Genomic DNA, 15,213 nt, shown 5'->3' on the forward strand with positions numbered 1-15,213 from the left:
AGTGATGGATATATTTTTAGCGATTTTACCAGCTATATTTTGGGGAAGTATTGTGCTATTTAATGTAAAACTGGGCGGGGGACCGTATAGTCAAACGCTCGGAACAACGTTTGGAGCACTTATTTTCTCAATTGTTGTTTATATTTTTATGAAGCCAGTATTAACACCTACCGTTATCGGAGTTGGAGTTGTGTCAGGTTTATTTTGGGCGCTTGGTCAGGCAAATCAATTGAAAAGTATTGATTTAATGGGTGTTTCGAGGACGATGCCAATTTCAACAGGACTTCAATTAGTCGCGACGACTTTATTTGGCGTTATCGTATTTCATGAATGGTCCACGACAATATCGGTCGTCCTTGGGATTTTAGCGCTCGTTTGTATTATTATCGGTGTTATTTTAACATCGCTTCAAAGTGAAGAAGAAAAGAATGCAGAACAAGCAGCAAACTTTAAAAGAGGTATCGTAATTTTATTAATTTCAACAGTCGGCTATTTAGTTTACGTAGTAGTGATTAGACTATTTAACGTAGATGGTTGGTCAGCTTTGTTGCCACAAGCAGTTGGTATGGTGTTAGGTGGGATTTTGCTTACCTTTAAACATCATCCATTTAATAAATATGCAATTCGAAATATTATTCCAGGATTAATTTGGGCAGCTGGAAATATGTTTTTATTCATTTCGCAGCCGCGTGTTGGAGTAGCAACAAGTTTCTCGCTATCGCAAATGGGAATTATTATTTCCACGCTTGGTGGGATCCTTATATTAGGTGAAAAGAAAACGAAACGTCAATTAACGGGTATCGTTGTCGGTATTGTTTTTATTATCGCAGCCGGAATTATGTTAGGTATAGCCAAAAGTTAAAGGAGGTATGGAAATGTATAGTGATTTAGCAGGGAAAGTTGTCGTTATTACAGGATCAGCAACTGGTCTTGGAAGAGCGATGGGAGTGAGGTTTGCTAAGGAAAAAGCGAAAGTGGTTATTAATTATCGCTCACGAGAATCAGAAGCGAATGATGTGTTAGAAGAAATTAAAAAGGTAGGCGGCGAAGCGATTGCTGTAAAAGGTGATGTAACCGTCGAATCGGATATTGTGAATCTCATTCAATCTGCTGTGAAAGAGTTTGGTACGCTTGACGTTATGATTAATAATGCAGGGATAGAAAACGCGGTACCGTCGCATGAAATGCCGCTTGAAGATTGGAATAGGGTAATTAATACAAATTTAACAGGTGCTTTTTTAGGAAGTCGTGAAGCGATTAAATATTTTGTAGAACATGATATTAAAGGGTCAGTCATTAATATGTCTAGTGTTCATGAGAAAGTTCCGTGGCCACTATTTGTGCACTATGCAGCAAGTAAGGGTGGCATTAAACTGATGACAGAAACGTTAGCGCTAGAGTATGCGCCAAAAGGTATTCGAGTAAATAATATAGGACCAGGTGCAATTAATACGCCAATCAATGCAGAAAAGTTTGCTGATCCTAAAAAACGTGCTGACGTAGAAAGTATGATACCTATGGGCTACATTGGAAAACCTGAAGAAATCGCAGCAGTAGCAACTTGGCTTGCTTCATCAGAGGCGAGTTACGTAACCGGAATTACGCTATTTGCAGATGGTGGAATGACGTTATATCCATCGTTTCAAGCTGGGCGTGGGTAATATAAAAGGACGAAGAGATAAAACTCTTCGTCCTTTTTTTACAAAAAAAAATAGCGGCCAGCTATTTTAAATTTAGTGATTAATTGTATCTTGAAGAAATTCTGTTGCTTGATGTTCAGAAACATTTTGTACGAGTGCAACTTCACTGATCATCATTTTTCGGGCGTTATCTAGCATTTGTTTTTCACTCGCATTTAAAGTTCTCTCTTTATTGCGGCGAAGTAAATCCCGAACAACTTCTGCGCTATCTTGTAAATTGCCGTTTTTCATTTTTTCCATATTCATTGTATATCTTTGTTTCCATGAGAGTGATGTGTCTGACTCCCCGTTTTGAAATTCAAGAAGTATATCATCTAACGTACCTCGATCAACGATATAACGAATACCTGATTTTTTTAATTGATCCATCGGAAGCATTACTTGCATATCTTTACTAATGATGCGTATCACACAATATTGACGTGAAGTGCCTAATATTTCTTTCTCTTCAATTGCTTCGATGATTCCTGCACCGTGCATTGGATAAACGATTTTATCACCAATTTGAAACAAATCATCCACCTCCATATGTGGTAACCACTTTTAATGATAACATACGTATGTAAAAATGTCAAATTTTATATAATAACATAATATTTATATTCGAGTCAATAAGATAAAGTGCTTTTTTTGTATTTTTTCGGGTTTTATTTATAGTGATTTTTTTAGAAAAATAGTACAGGTGAAGAAAGAAGGCATATCCACTTATTTTTAAGCATAAAATGTAAAAGCGCTAATACAATATACCTAAATCCGTTCTTTGCAAAGGAGGGAGAGAAGGTGGGGCGCACAATAAAAATTGATATTACAAATAAAGTTGTAGCTAAATTTAGACCAAATTATTTGGAATTATATACGAGTAAATTTATGATAGGTAAGTTTTATGTCTATACTGAAGATAAAAAATATGTGTTAGAAGACGGATATATATATGAGAATGGAAAGTTTTATCGCATCATAGATACGCACCGTGGCAATAATCAAGCGGCGGAGGGCTGCGATCTAGGATGGTGTTAACATGATTCGTGTGAAAGTTTTTGATGAAAGTCACGAAAAAGACTTAGAAGACGCTGTGAATGTGTTTTTGAAAAAGATTGATGATAGCAACTTTGTAGATATTAAGTATCAAGTTGGTGTTTCTATTAACGACGATGAAAACCAAATTTATTGTTTTTCAGCAATGATTGTTTATAAAGCATAAAAAAGAGCTGGCTCACCCAGCTCTTTTTTATGTTTTATGTTGGGACAACATGTGTCGGTAATACGTTCATAATAGATTGGGTTGTGCCTAATTTCTTTGTCGTTAAAAGAGGCTCCCCTGTTTCATGGTTTTGGGCATCTTTACACATACCAAGGTGATAACGATCACCTAAAAATGGATCAATATAAAAACCGTTTTTGAATACTTTATCATTTGGATGTTTTTCATGATGAATATCAGAGCAGTTAATGCAATAGAACATCGCTTTCATCCCCTTTTTATTTTTGTTTGAAAAAAGTGAGTCGGTAGTCATTTCGCTCCTGAGGAAATGTTGAGGAGAAGAGAAATAACTACCTACTCAAATGGTGGGCATATTCCTTCTGACTTTGTCATATCTCGCGTATTGTCCCTTGAGGGAAGGAGGAGAGACGAAGTACGCATGATATAAGTAAGGCGCTTCTTTCAATATGAATGATGGAGTTTCATGTTGAGAGAAGTTTTTATTTTGTATTGCCTTTGTGAGTATATTATGAGGAAATGCTAAGAGGGTGTTTGTCCTGTTGAAAAAATGTTGAGAATTTCTCAACAGTAAAAGGATTAGCGTTGACATGAAACTAAAAGGTGTTATATTATCAAAGTATAACCAAAAGGTGTTATGTTATAACGCCGAGTAAAGGAGAATGAAAATGGAACAACAAAATACATTAAATGATATTAAACAAACAATCGTTTTTAACGCGTCTATTCAAAAGGTATGGAGTGTAGTATCAACTGCAGAAGGGATTGCGTCATGGTTTATGCCAAATGATTTTGTATTAGAGGTAGGACATGAATTTCATGTGCAATCACCATTTGGGCCATCACCATGTAAAGTATTAGAAATTGATGAACCAAACCATTTATCTTTCTCATGGGATACAGATGGCTGGGTTGTTTCATTTGATTTGAAAGACTTAGGAGATAACAAAACAGAATTTACGTTAATTCACGGCGGCTGGAAACATCCTGATGAAATTCTTCCGAAAGCAAATGCGAAGAGCTCTATTATTCGCGATAGAATGAGCGGTGGTTGGGTAGCGATTGTAAATGAAAAACTGAAAAAGGTTGTCGAAGGCTAAGTGTCCTCGTCAGCAGCGAAATATGATGTATTTCAAGCAATTGCTGATCCAACCCGCCGAGAAGTAATACGGTTATTAAGTGACAAAGAGTTACCGATTTCCAAAATAACGGATCACTTTCCGATGAGTCGTACTGCGGTTGTAAAGCACCTTCATATTCTTTCAGAAGCGAATTTAGTAAGTGGAAGAAAAAGCGGAAGAGAGAAGATATATCGTTTGCATCCAGAACCATTAGAAGAATTACAACAATGGCTCTCGTATTATGAACGTTTTTGGGATAATAAATTATCCATGCTGAAACATATTGTGGAGAATGAAGAATAAAAAAGGATGACCAAAATGGTCATCCTTTTTTATTGTTGCTCACTTGTTTGTGTAGCTGGCTTTAATAAAAGCCAAGCGATAATTAATGTAAATACTGCTAATACGAAAGTGCTCATATAAATGACGTGTACGCTTGATGCTAATGCAGATTGCGATTCGGTTACTACGTTTGCTGTAGTACCGCCATGTCCACCAGATACAAGATCAAGATTTTTAATACCACGTGCGTGAATCATCGTATTGAAGATTGTACCGAATATTGCAGCACCTAACGTTTGACTAAATGTATTAATAAATGTGTTTAAACCAACAGCTGTTCCGCGTGTATGAGCTGGTACGGCTGCTTGAATTGTTACCATGTAAATCGGTGTCACAAGCCCCATGCCTAAGCCGAATAATCCGACTGCTACATAAATAAGGAACGATGGTGAATTTGTTGATAGTGTAAATAATAAGAACGTAGCGACTGATAAAATGCTAGCTCCAAGTAAAATGATTTGTTTCGTTTTTAATTTGCCTACTAAGTTACCAGAGAAAATAGCGCCAAATGTCCACATAACAGGAATTGGCATTAAAATAAGTCCAGCTTCTGTAGCGTTTTTCCCTAATACACCTTGGCTCCAAATTGGAAGGTACATTGTAATACTAATAATCATTGCGCCAGCAATAAGAGTTAATATATTTATCGTAGATAATGTACGGTTAGAGAAAAGTGCTAGCGGAATTAATGGTTCCGGAGATTTCTTCTCGATGAATAAGAAAATAATAAATGAAATAGCGGCAAAGATTAATAGGCCGATAATTGTCATGTCTCCCCAGTTTTGCTTACTGCTACCTGTTAATAATGCATATAGTAGAGCGATTGTACTTAATGAGAAGACTGTTGCGCCAAGATAATCGATATGATGCTTAGCAGGTTTAATAGATTCTTTGTAGTAAATTGCAATCATTAAGCAAGCAATAATTCCGAATGGCACGTTTAGGAAGAAAATATAGCGCCAAGAAAGGGAATCAACTAAAAATCCACCTACTAACGGTCCGATAACACCGGATACACCCCAAACGGCACTCATCCAACCTTGTGCTTTCGCGCGGTCTTTCGCTTCGCTATATAAGTCTCCAATAATCGTCATTGTGATTGGCATAACAGCACCAGCACCGATACCTTGAAGCGCGCGGAAGAAGATTAATTGTTCCATCGATGTAACGACTCCGCAAAGTGCAGAACCGACTAAAAAGATTGTAGCTCCGATCAGTAAAACTTTTTTACGGCCAAATAAATCAGCGAGCTTTCCGTATATTGGAGTCGAAACAGCTGTTGCAAGCATATAAATTGCATATACCCAACTAACAAGTTCGACGCCTGACAAATCACTCGTTATACGAGGGATTGCTGTACTAACAATCGTTCCTTCTACCGCAGAAAGAAACGTCATTAACATTAAAGACATCATGACTTTTTTTCTCATTTGTTTTTCCCCTTACCCTTTTTTAAATATTCAACAATATAAAATATAAAGGTACTAAGGTATATAAAGCAACAAAAAAGCAATGGAAAGTTAAGTGGAGCCTATATTTGTCGTTTCTTGTCGGTAAGTCGATATATTTGGGAAATCGCCGATATAAGTTGCAGAATCGCTCATATAATTTCATGTACCTATAAAAAAAGAAACAGGAATCCCTGTTTCTTTTTTTTAATACTGCATTTTCGCGTTTTCTCCAGCTGTCGTTCCGGCAATTCTACCAGTAACAAGGGCTGATGTAATATTATAGCCACCAGTATAACCATGAATATCAAGAACTTCTCCGCAGAAATATAAGCCGTTCGTAAATTTAGAAGACATTTCTTTCGGATTAATTTCTTTCACGGATACACCGCCGCCAGTAACGAATGCTTTTTCAATTGACTGCGTACCATTTACATTCACAGTAAACTCTTTAAAGTCTTTCACAAGTGCACGAATCTTTTCGTGAGAAACTTGTCCAGCTTGTTCGCTGCCGTCAATTTCATTTTTTTCTAATAAGAATAGGAAGTAACGTTCAGGAACATAACCTTTTAAAACGTTTTTAATTCCTTTTTTTGGATCTTCTTTCATTTGTTTCAGCATGCGCTGAAACAGTTGCTCACTATTTTCCTCTGGCAATGCATCAATACTCATTTGTATTGTATTCGTTTTAAACTTTTTCAGTGCTTTCACGACGAATTGGCTACAGCGAAGAGCAGCAGGTCCAGATAGGCCGAAATGAGTGAAGAGCATGTCCATTTTGTGAGAAATGATAGCTTTTCCTTTCGGGTTTAATACACTTAAGTTTATATCACGTAAAGCAAGACCTTGTAATGAGCGGTCACGTATAAACGGCTCGTTTGAAAGGATAGGTACTTCTGTTGGGAATAATTCTGTGATTGTATGACCCGCTTTTTCAGCCCAAGCATATCCGTCTCCAGTAGATCCAGTTTGAGGAACTGATTTTCCGCCAACAGCGATAACGACGTGATTTGTTTCTAACACTTCGCCTGTTTGCAGTATAACTGCTTTTGTTTGACCATTTTCATATTCAATCGTTTCAACAGGCGTATTTGTACGAATTTTTACACCTAAGTCTTTTAATCGTGTTAAAAGTGCGTCTACAACAGATTGTGCTTTGTTTGACACAGGGAACATGCGACCGTGGTCTTCTTCTTTCAATTTAACACCGAGATTTTCGAAGAATGTAATAATATCTTCATTATTAAAAATAGAAAAAGCGCTGTATAAGAAGCGACCGTTTCCTGGTATATGTTTAACAATTTCATCAAGTGGTAGACGGTTCGTTACGTTACAGCGTCCGCCACCAGAAATTGCAAGTTTACGCCCAAGTTTATTTCCTTTATCAAGAAGTAAGACATTTGCGCCTTCTTCTGCAGCACCAATTGCAGCCATTAGCCCAGAAGGACCGCCGCCGATGACAATAACATCATAATGCATAATATATCGACCTCATTTTCTACATTTCCTGCCTAAAAGAATAGCATGTTTTCCCTTAAAAGAAAAATAGAGTGAAGTACTGCTTAATGAGAGAATTGTGGTACAATACAAAAGTTAGAGTTCAGCACTATCCTGCCATTTGTAGGCGATAAGACTAAAACCTCAAGATTTAGGAGAAGTAAATAGGGAGTCTGTTAGCCTGTAAATGCTCGAATGGTTCAACTAATAAGGAGTAGGAGAGAAGTCTCCAACTAATTATAGTTTCACTTTATGTAGATGTAGGAGGATTTTTGTATGTCCGATTCGAAATTTCTGCGCGGAACGCTTATTGTTACGCTAGGGACATTTTTAGTAAAGTTCTTAGGCATGATTTACGTCTTTCCGTTTCATGCATTAGTAGGAACAGAAGGCGGAACGCTCTATACATATGGATACATTCCATATACGATCTTTTTAAGTATCGCAACGGCAGGTGTGCCACTTGCTGTTTCAAAATTTGTTTCCAAATATAATGCGCTTGGCGATTATAAAACGAGCCGGAGAATGTTCCGCTCGGGAATGGTTATGATGATAGTAACAGGAGTTCTTTCGTTCTTAGTACTGTACATGACGGCGCCATTGTTTGCAGAAGCGATGCTTGGTAAACAAAGTATACACAATAATGTAGGAGAAGTTACGACGATCATTCGTCTTGTAAGTTTCGCGCTTATTGTTGTACCAGCAGCGAGTTTAATTCGTGGTTATTTCCAAGGTCACCAGTCTATGGGACCAACTACCGTTTCACAAATTATTGAACAAATTATTCGTATCGTCTTTTTATTAGCAGGTAGTTTTATCGTTATTAAAGTACTTGGCGGTACAGTTGCAACAGCAGTTGGAGTAGCGACATTTGCTGCGTTCGTTTCAGCGGTTGGAGCACTCGGTGTGTTAATTTGGTACTGGCTAAAACGTAAAAAATATTTGGATCAATATTTAATTGAACAAACTGTACCAGAATCAACAGTAAGCACCGTTCAATTGTTTAAAGAGTTATTTGCATATGCGATTCCTTACGTTGTAATTGGGTTAACAATTCCTTTATATCAACAAATTGATACATTGACATTTAACTCAATTATGCAGGCGATTGGTCAAGGTGATATCGCAGAGCGAGCTCTCGGTATTTTCACAATGTGGACGCATAAGTTAATTATGATTCCTGTATCACTTGCAACAGCGTTTAGTTTAACGCTTGTACCAGCAATTACAAAATCATTTACTGAAAAACAATACCGCTATTTGAAATTACAAATTACACAAACATTCCAGGCAAATATGTTTTTAACATTGCCAGCAGTTGTCGGTATTTCTTCACTTGCATATCCAATTTATACTGCGTTTTACGATTCAGATCCACTAGGTGGACAAGTATTAATGTGGTATGCACCAGTTGCGTTGTTATTCGCTTTATTTACAGTAACAGCGGCAATCCTGCAAGGTATTAACCAGCAGAAGCATGCGATTATTGCGCTTATAATGGGCGTTATTTTGAAATTTGTATGTAACGTAATCTTTATTCGTTATTTCGGTACAGTAGGAGCAATTCTAGCGACAGCAGTTGGTTTCTTAGCTTCTGTTTGGTACACAAATCAACAAATTAAAAAATACGCACACTATTCATTCGGTGTTGTATATAAAAGAACATTCCAAATTGCAGTACTGACACTTATAATGGTCGTTGCTGTAAAACTATCACAATGGATTCTATCCTTCATGATTTCGCCTGATGGCCGTATTGGTGCTCTTATAACAGTTGCGATTTGTGCAGGTATTGGCGGTCTTGTTTACGGATTGTTAGCAATTCGCACAGGAGTACTTGAAAGAGTATTTGGTGGAGAAGCATTAGATAAAATTCAACGTAAACTTGGTAGTAGATTTAAAATAAAGTTGAAATCAAGAGGGGCGTAATTACGTCCCCTTTTCTATGATAAATAAAGAAGGTGAAAAACGTGAGATTAGATAAATTATTAGCAAATATGGGATATGGAAGTAGAAAAGAAGTAAAGAAATTATTGAAAGATGGCGTTGTGAAAATTGATGGAACGCCAGTAAAAGATGCGAAAGTTCATGTAAATGTAGAAGAGCAAGAAGTTATGATTCACGGTGAAGTTGTGGAATACAAAGAATTTGTTTACTTAATGATGCATAAACCACAAGGTGTTATTTCAGCGACGGAAGATGATAATCATGAAACAGTAATAGATTTATTAGAATTAGAAGATGCAATCTTTGATCCGTTCCCAGTTGGACGACTTGATATCGATACGGAAGGCTTCCTATTGATAACAAATGATGGGAAGTTATCACATCAATTATTATCTCCGAAAAAGCATGTGCCGAAAAAATATTATGCACACGTTGCAGGAGTAGTAACAGAAGAGGATGTAAAAGAATTTGCTAAAGGTGTTATTTTAGACGATGGCTATGAAACAAAGCCAGGTGCACTTACAATATTGAAAAGCGATGATATTTCTGAAATTGAGCTTGTGATTACGGAAGGGAAATTCCATCAAGTGAAGCGTATGTTTGAAGCGGTAGGAAAAAAAGTAGTCTACCTAAAGAGAACAGAGATGGGTCCGTTAGTATTAGATGAAGAACTAGAACTTGGACAATACCGAGAGCTAACAGATGAAGAAGTAGAAATGTTAAAAACATATCAAGTAGATACTGAAAAGTAGTACCTTTATAGGCGCAGAAAAGACCCCTTTCTAATTATTAGAAAGGGGTATGTATTTATTTACCATACAATTATTTTTCGTTATGAGGTCATTCTCACTTTCTTTCCTGTTGTTGTCCACTTACCGCGGCAAGGGCTATACACGAGTTCATTAAACTGCAACACATTTAGATCACGTTGTATCGTTCGCGGTGTGATCCCGAACTCATCTACAAGGTCTTTCGTCGTTACCGTTCCGTTTTCATTGATGTACATATAAATTGATTTAATGCGTGTTAGCATACGAGTAGTTGTAGGTTTCAAGAGAAAACCACTCCTCTACTAGTTTTTTTGACCCCATTCAGGAAAGAAGGTCGTTACTACCATTGTACTCTACATGATAAAATTCATGCTTTAATCTACTTAAATTTTACAGAAATTTAACAAATATTCATATAGAAAAATATTGGTAGTTGACATTGTATATATGGTCAGTCAACTAACACATAAAATTCTACGTAAAACGCCAAATTCCTGCAAATTTTTTTGAAAAAACAAAAGAAAAACTAATAAGAAATATCTGAAATATTACAATTGTTCGGTATTTAGTTTTCGTGTATGGCATAAGAGATTTCGGTTTGTTATGATGAAAGAAACAATATAGTGAAGGATGGATGCGTGATGTCAGCAATTAATTGGACAGAAGAAGTTGCGAAACGAAAAGATGATTTAATTCGTGATACACAACAATTTTTACAAATTAAAAGTGTATGGGAAGAAGAATCTGCGAAAGAGGGCGCACCATTCGGTGAAGGTGTAGAAAAAGCTTTATCTTTCATGTTACATAAAGGAGAAACTGAAGGTTTTACTTCTAAAAATTTAGAAGGATATGCAGGTCATCTTGAAATGGGGCAAGGAGAAGAATTAGTAGGTATTCTCTGTCACGTTGACGTTGTACCAGAAGGAGATGGCTGGACGACTCCTGCATATAGTGCAGATATTCGCGACGGAAAGATTTTTGCACGTGGTGCAATTGACGATAAAGGCCCAACGATGGCAGCATATTATGCGATGAAAATTGTGAAAGAATTAGGCTTACCTCTTTCCAAACGTGTTCGTATGATTATAGGAACAGATGAGGAAAGCAATTGGAAATGTGTAGATCACTACTTTAAAAACGAAGAAATGCCAACAATCGGTTTTGCGCCAGACGCGGATTTTCCAATTATTAATGCAGAAAAAGGAATTTCTGATATACAAGTTGTGCAAAATGGTAGTGAAGAGAAAAAAGGTACATATGAACTTGTTTCATTTGATTCAGGGCGCCGTTTAAATATGGTTCCTGATTTTGCAGAAGCGGTTATTACAGGAGAAGATGTAAATGCACTTACAGTAGCATATGAAGAGTATTTACAAACTGCTAAAAAAATAGGGAAATCGACTATAGAAGGAAATACAGTGACGTTGCAAATAGAAGGAATTTCAGCGCATGGATCTACTCCTGAAAAAGGAGAAAATGCAGGTTTATTATTAGCAAACTTCTTAACTACAGTTTCACTTGATGGAAAAGCAACTGCATTTGCGACATTTGCAACAGAAACATTTACTGGTGATATTTTTGGTGAAAAAGCTACTATTGCTTATAAAGATGAAATTAGCGGTCCGTTAACAGTGAATGTCGGTCGCATTTCTTATACGAAAGAAAACGGTGGTAACTTAGGGCTAAACGTACGTTACCCAGTTACAACTAACTTTGAAGAAACAATTGTGAAGTTGAAAGCATATGTTGGTACGCATGGTTTTGAAGTGGCTGACTATTCTAATTCTCGCCCGCATCACGTCGATAAAGATCACGTATTAATCCGTACGTTACAACGTGTGTATGAAGAACAAACAGGTGAAAAAGCAGAACTATTAGCAATCGGCGGCGGTACTTATGCTCGTTCATTAAAAGCTGGTGTGGCATTTGGCCCGCTATTCCCTGGAAAAGAAGAACTTGCGCATCAAAAAGATGAGTATATCGAAATTGAAGACTTATTAAAAGCAACAGCAATTTACGCGCAAGCAATTCATGAATTAGCGAAGTAATGGATATATAAATAATGTCCGCTCTCTATTTTGGAGAGCGGCTTCTTTTTACCTGAATGAGATAAGAAAGAAAAGCAACAATAGAAAGAAGGAGAAGATGTACATGGAACTGCATTATTTTGTCGCAATTACGTTACCGAATCATATAAAAGAAATGCTGTCTAACTATAAAGAGGACATGCAAGAGGAATTACAATTTCGTTCATGGGTACATAAAGAAGACTATCATATTACCCTTTCATTTTTAGGGAGTGCAACGGAGGAACAGCTAGAGGGAATAAAGAATGGATTACAAACAATTGCAGAAACAAAAGAACTATCGTTCACATTACAAGGTTTTTCAACGTTTGGTAGGGAAGATCAGCCTCGTATTTTTTGGGCGAAGGTAAGTGAGAATCACGATTTGTTTCAGTTGCAAAAGCAAATACATGCCATTTGTGAAGAAAATGGATTTTCTCTAGAAACACGCCCATATCACCCGCATATTACCGTTGCTCGTAAATGGATAGGAGAAGAAAAGTTTCGTTTAGAAAGTATAAAAGAAGTGCCTGAAATATCATTTCAAGCAGATACAATTACTTTATACGAATCCCACGTGAAAGAAACCCCGAAGTATAAATCGATTGCTGAAATAAAATTACAAAAATAGAATGTTGAAAACGTTTTTTATGCAGGTGAATATACTATAGAGAAGAATGGAGTTACTGTATAGAGTCTTGTTGATAAGAAAAGCCTTATCATTTGCAGCTCATTTTATCTCGCCTAATTGGTGAAGGCTAATAATAAGTGAGGATGGAGAAATTTTCTCGCTCATTAAAGTTTCACTTTATTTTAACTTTGAGAATGATGGTGATTTTTTTATGTTGAAAGTAAAACGTCCATTTGATGCCTATTTAGATGAAATGAATAAAATTACAATTTTGCTCCCACATGCGTATGGAACAAGTCGGACATTTCGTTTGCAAGAAGGAAGTAATGTGAAAGATTTACCGATTGCTCATACGATTGCGCTTCCAGATGCAACGAAGTATGAGTGCTTTATAGAAGAGCCGCTAGATGTGGGGAAGTATTATACAGTACGAGATGAACGGAATGAAGAAACTGATTTACAAATAGGTGCTGTTATTCGAACAAAAATTTTCGATGAAAAGTATTATTACGAAGGTACAGATTTAGGTGCTGTTTATCAAAAAGAAGAAACGACATTTAAAGTATGGGCCCCAACTGCAAGGCTTGCGAAAGTAAGAATTTATAAGAGCGATAAAGAATATGCCGATCATGAAATGTACAGGGGAGAAAACGGAGTTTGGATTCAAACATTACAAGGTGATTTAGACGGAGCACGCTATACATTTCTTGTTTGTATTAATTTAATATGGAACGAAGCTGTGGATCCTTATGCAAAGTCGGTGACGGTAAATGGAAAACATGGTGTTGTTATCAATTTAGAAAAAACGAATGTAACAAGACGAGAGGGATTACCAACATTACAATCAATGACAGATGCCATATTGTATGAACTGCATATTCGTGATGCGACTATACATCCAAATAGTGGAGTAATTCAAAAGGGAACATATAAAGGATTGATGGAAGAGGGAACAACAGGACGGAATGGGACATTAACAGGGTTGTCTCATATAAAAGATTTAGGTGTTACACATGTTGAACTATTACCTTTATATTGTTTCGGTGGTGTAGATGAGGCGAATCCTTCGTCCGCCTATAATTGGGGATATAATCCATTATATTACAATGCACCAACAGGATATTATGCTACAAACCCCTCTGATCCGTATAACAGGATAGTTGAGTGCAAACAACTAATTGAAACATTTCATAAACAAGGTATTAGGGTGATTATAGATGTTGTATATAATCATGTTTATGAAAGAGAGCTATCATCATTTGAAAAGCTTGTTCCAGGATATTATTTTCGTCATGGTGAAGATGGTATGCCTTCTAATGGGACGGGAGTCGGAAATGATATAGCGTCTGAACGGAAAATGATGAGGAAATTCATTGTAGAGTCTATTTTATATTGGCTTACTGAATACAATGTCGATGGATTCCGATTCGACTTAATGGGAATTTTAGATGTTGATACAATGAATATGATAGAAAAAGAAGTGCGAAACATAAAAAGAGATGCTTTGTTATTAGGAGAAGGATGGGATTTACAAACACCGCTTCCTCGTGAGGAAAAAGCAACGTTAAATAATGCGAAGAAAATGCCACATATCGCGCAGTTTAATGATCAATTTCGTGATGGGATAAAAGGGAGTACATTTCATATAAATAAGCGTGGTTTTGCATTTGGTGGGCATGTAGACTGTAATCATTTGCAGTATATTGCAGCAGGAAGTCTTTTAAGTATGAAAGAAACAGGGCTGTTTCTAGAGCCAGCGCAAAGCATTAACTATGTAGAATGTCATGATAATATGACGATGTGGGATAAACTAGTGCGCAGTAATGAAGAATCAGAAACGATTTTGAAAAAACGTCACCTGTTAGCGAGCGCAATGGTTATTCTTTCACAAGGCATTCCTTTCTTACACGCAGGGCAAGAGTTTTATCGTACGAAGAAAGGAAATGAAAATAGTTATAATGCAAATGATGAGATCAATCAATTAGATTGGGATCAAAAAGAGAAAGAGATAGAGACCGTTAACTATATAAAAGGTTTAATTGCGATTCGTAAAGAGCATGGGGCATTCCGATTACAAAGCGCAGACCTTATAAAAAAACATATGACTTTTTTACAAACATCTACAGAAGTACTTGCATATCACCTAGAGCATGTAGAAACGTTTGGGCCGTGGAAAGAGATTATCGTCTTATTTAATAGCGGTCAACTTCCGAAAGAAGCAACGTGGCATGTGTTAGTAAACGAAAACGAAGCGAAAATAGAGCCAATTTCTTCATTTAGAGGAAAGGAACTTAAGCTCGCTCCAATTAGCACGTATATATTGACGATAATGTGACAAATCGCTACTTGACGATGAGAATGCATGCCCATCAACTTAAGAGTGAGCACAACCTGAGCTTTCGACTCATCGGATCAAAACATTCCTAAAATAAAAGCATACTCTTAAAAATAAGCATCTCAAATAAACCCTAA

16 protein-coding genes are annotated in these 15,213 nt (G+C 36.7%); 11 read left to right on the forward strand and 5 right to left on the reverse strand.

What is annotated here, in order from left to right; genetic code table 11:
• Nucleotides 1-4 precede the first annotated feature (4 nt).
• Nucleotides 5-862, forward strand: coding sequence for a glucose uptake protein GlcU (gene glcU / locus MR168_RS18900; protein ID WP_000350861.1), 858 nt, complete (start codon nucleotides 5-7; stop codon nucleotides 860-862).
• 13 nt (nucleotides 863-875) lie between these two features.
• Nucleotides 876-1,661: a glucose 1-dehydrogenase gene (locus MR168_RS18905; protein WP_086411720.1), complete on the forward strand. Its 786-nt coding sequence runs from the start codon at nucleotides 876-878 to the stop codon at nucleotides 1,659-1,661.
• Nucleotides 1,662-1,733: 72 nt separating this feature from the next.
• Here MR168_RS18905 and MR168_RS18910 read toward each other — a convergent pair whose 3' ends face one another.
• Entirely contained in the window at nucleotides 1,734-2,228 is a 495-nt protein-coding gene (locus MR168_RS18910; protein ID WP_000451445.1) for a CarD family transcriptional regulator, read from the reverse strand.
• Nucleotides 2,229-2,480: 252 nt separating this feature from the next.
• Here MR168_RS18910 and MR168_RS18915 point away from each other — a divergent pair, with 252 nt between their 5' ends.
• Complete coding sequence (locus MR168_RS18915) at nucleotides 2,481-2,717, forward strand: DUF2553 family protein (protein WP_000533804.1); 237 nt, start codon at nucleotides 2,481-2,483, stop codon at nucleotides 2,715-2,717.
• A 1-nt stretch (nucleotide 2,718) separates the two neighbouring features.
• Nucleotides 2,719-2,901 carry a sporulation protein Cse60 gene (locus MR168_RS18920; RefSeq protein WP_000621751.1) on the forward strand — a complete coding sequence of 61 codons (183 nt, stop codon included), beginning with the start codon at nucleotides 2,719-2,721 and terminating at the stop codon, nucleotides 2,899-2,901.
• Nucleotides 2,902-2,935: 34 nt separating this feature from the next.
• Here the strand turns inward: MR168_RS18920 and MR168_RS18925 are convergent, their stop codons facing one another.
• The gene (locus tag MR168_RS18925) at nucleotides 2,936-3,163 is read right to left on the reverse strand and encodes a DUF3973 domain-containing protein (protein ID WP_000498989.1); all 228 of its coding nucleotides are present in this window, start codon (nucleotides 3,161-3,163) and stop codon (nucleotides 2,936-2,938) included.
• 424 nt (nucleotides 3,164-3,587) lie between these two features.
• On the opposite strand from MR168_RS18925, the gene MR168_RS18930 reads away from it, so the two are divergent.
• Together MR168_RS18930 and MR168_RS18935 are read left to right on the forward strand one after the other, a co-directional pair.
• Nucleotides 3,588-4,019 (forward strand): SRPBCC family protein, encoded by a 432-nt coding sequence (locus MR168_RS18930; protein WP_000437765.1) that lies wholly within the window; start codon nucleotides 3,588-3,590, stop codon nucleotides 4,017-4,019.
• The gene (locus tag MR168_RS18935; RefSeq protein WP_000098837.1) at nucleotides 4,020-4,343 is read left to right on the forward strand and encodes an ArsR/SmtB family transcription factor; all 324 of its coding nucleotides are present in this window, start codon (nucleotides 4,020-4,022) and stop codon (nucleotides 4,341-4,343) included.
• 29 nt (nucleotides 4,344-4,372) lie between these two features.
• Here MR168_RS18935 and MR168_RS18940 read toward each other — a convergent pair whose 3' ends face one another.
• Both MR168_RS18940 and MR168_RS18945 read right to left on the reverse strand, forming a co-directional pair.
• Nucleotides 4,373-5,812, reverse strand: coding sequence for an MDR family MFS transporter (locus MR168_RS18940; protein WP_001228021.1), 1,440 nt, complete (start codon nucleotides 5,810-5,812; stop codon nucleotides 4,373-4,375).
• 225 nt (nucleotides 5,813-6,037) lie between these two features.
• Complete coding sequence (locus tag MR168_RS18945; RefSeq protein ID WP_000558859.1) at nucleotides 6,038-7,309, reverse strand: BaiN/RdsA family NAD(P)/FAD-dependent oxidoreductase; 1,272 nt, start codon at nucleotides 7,307-7,309, stop codon at nucleotides 6,038-6,040.
• A gap of 294 nt (nucleotides 7,310-7,603) precedes the next feature.
• Here MR168_RS18945 and MR168_RS18950 point away from each other — a divergent pair, with 294 nt between their 5' ends.
• Both MR168_RS18950 and MR168_RS18955 read left to right on the forward strand, forming a co-directional pair.
• Complete coding sequence (locus MR168_RS18950; protein WP_001284028.1) at nucleotides 7,604-9,256, forward strand: putative polysaccharide biosynthesis protein; 1,653 nt, start codon at nucleotides 7,604-7,606, stop codon at nucleotides 9,254-9,256.
• Nucleotides 9,257-9,297: 41 nt separating this feature from the next.
• Nucleotides 9,298-10,026 (forward strand): pseudouridine synthase, encoded by a 729-nt coding sequence (locus tag MR168_RS18955; RefSeq protein WP_001234947.1) that lies wholly within the window; start codon nucleotides 9,298-9,300, stop codon nucleotides 10,024-10,026.
• 80 nt (nucleotides 10,027-10,106) lie between these two features.
• Here the strand turns inward: MR168_RS18955 and MR168_RS18960 are convergent, their stop codons facing one another.
• The gene (locus tag MR168_RS18960; RefSeq protein ID WP_000805512.1) at nucleotides 10,107-10,328 is read right to left on the reverse strand and encodes a DeoR family transcriptional regulator; all 222 of its coding nucleotides are present in this window, start codon (nucleotides 10,326-10,328) and stop codon (nucleotides 10,107-10,109) included.
• A 357-nt stretch (nucleotides 10,329-10,685) separates the two neighbouring features.
• Between MR168_RS18960 and pepV the strand changes: the two genes are divergently transcribed.
• From pepV to pulA, 3 genes are all read left to right on the forward strand, one after another.
• Nucleotides 10,686-12,092: a dipeptidase PepV gene (pepV, locus tag MR168_RS18965; RefSeq protein WP_001274259.1), complete on the forward strand. Its 1,407-nt coding sequence runs from the start codon at nucleotides 10,686-10,688 to the stop codon at nucleotides 12,090-12,092.
• Between the two features lie 103 nt (nucleotides 12,093-12,195).
• Nucleotides 12,196-12,741 carry an RNA 2',3'-cyclic phosphodiesterase gene (thpR, locus tag MR168_RS18970; RefSeq protein WP_000418984.1) on the forward strand — a complete coding sequence of 182 codons (546 nt, stop codon included), beginning with the start codon at nucleotides 12,196-12,198 and terminating at the stop codon, nucleotides 12,739-12,741.
• 211 nt (nucleotides 12,742-12,952) lie between these two features.
• Nucleotides 12,953-15,076, forward strand: coding sequence for a type I pullulanase (gene pulA, locus MR168_RS18975; RefSeq protein ID WP_086411798.1), 2,124 nt, complete (start codon nucleotides 12,953-12,955; stop codon nucleotides 15,074-15,076).
• Nucleotides 15,077-15,213 lie beyond the last annotated feature (137 nt).

This window comes from Bacillus cereus group sp. BfR-BA-01356, assembly GCF_022663635.1.
GTDB classification, from domain to species: Bacteria; Bacillota; Bacilli; order Bacillales; family Bacillaceae_G; genus Bacillus_A; species Bacillus_A cereus.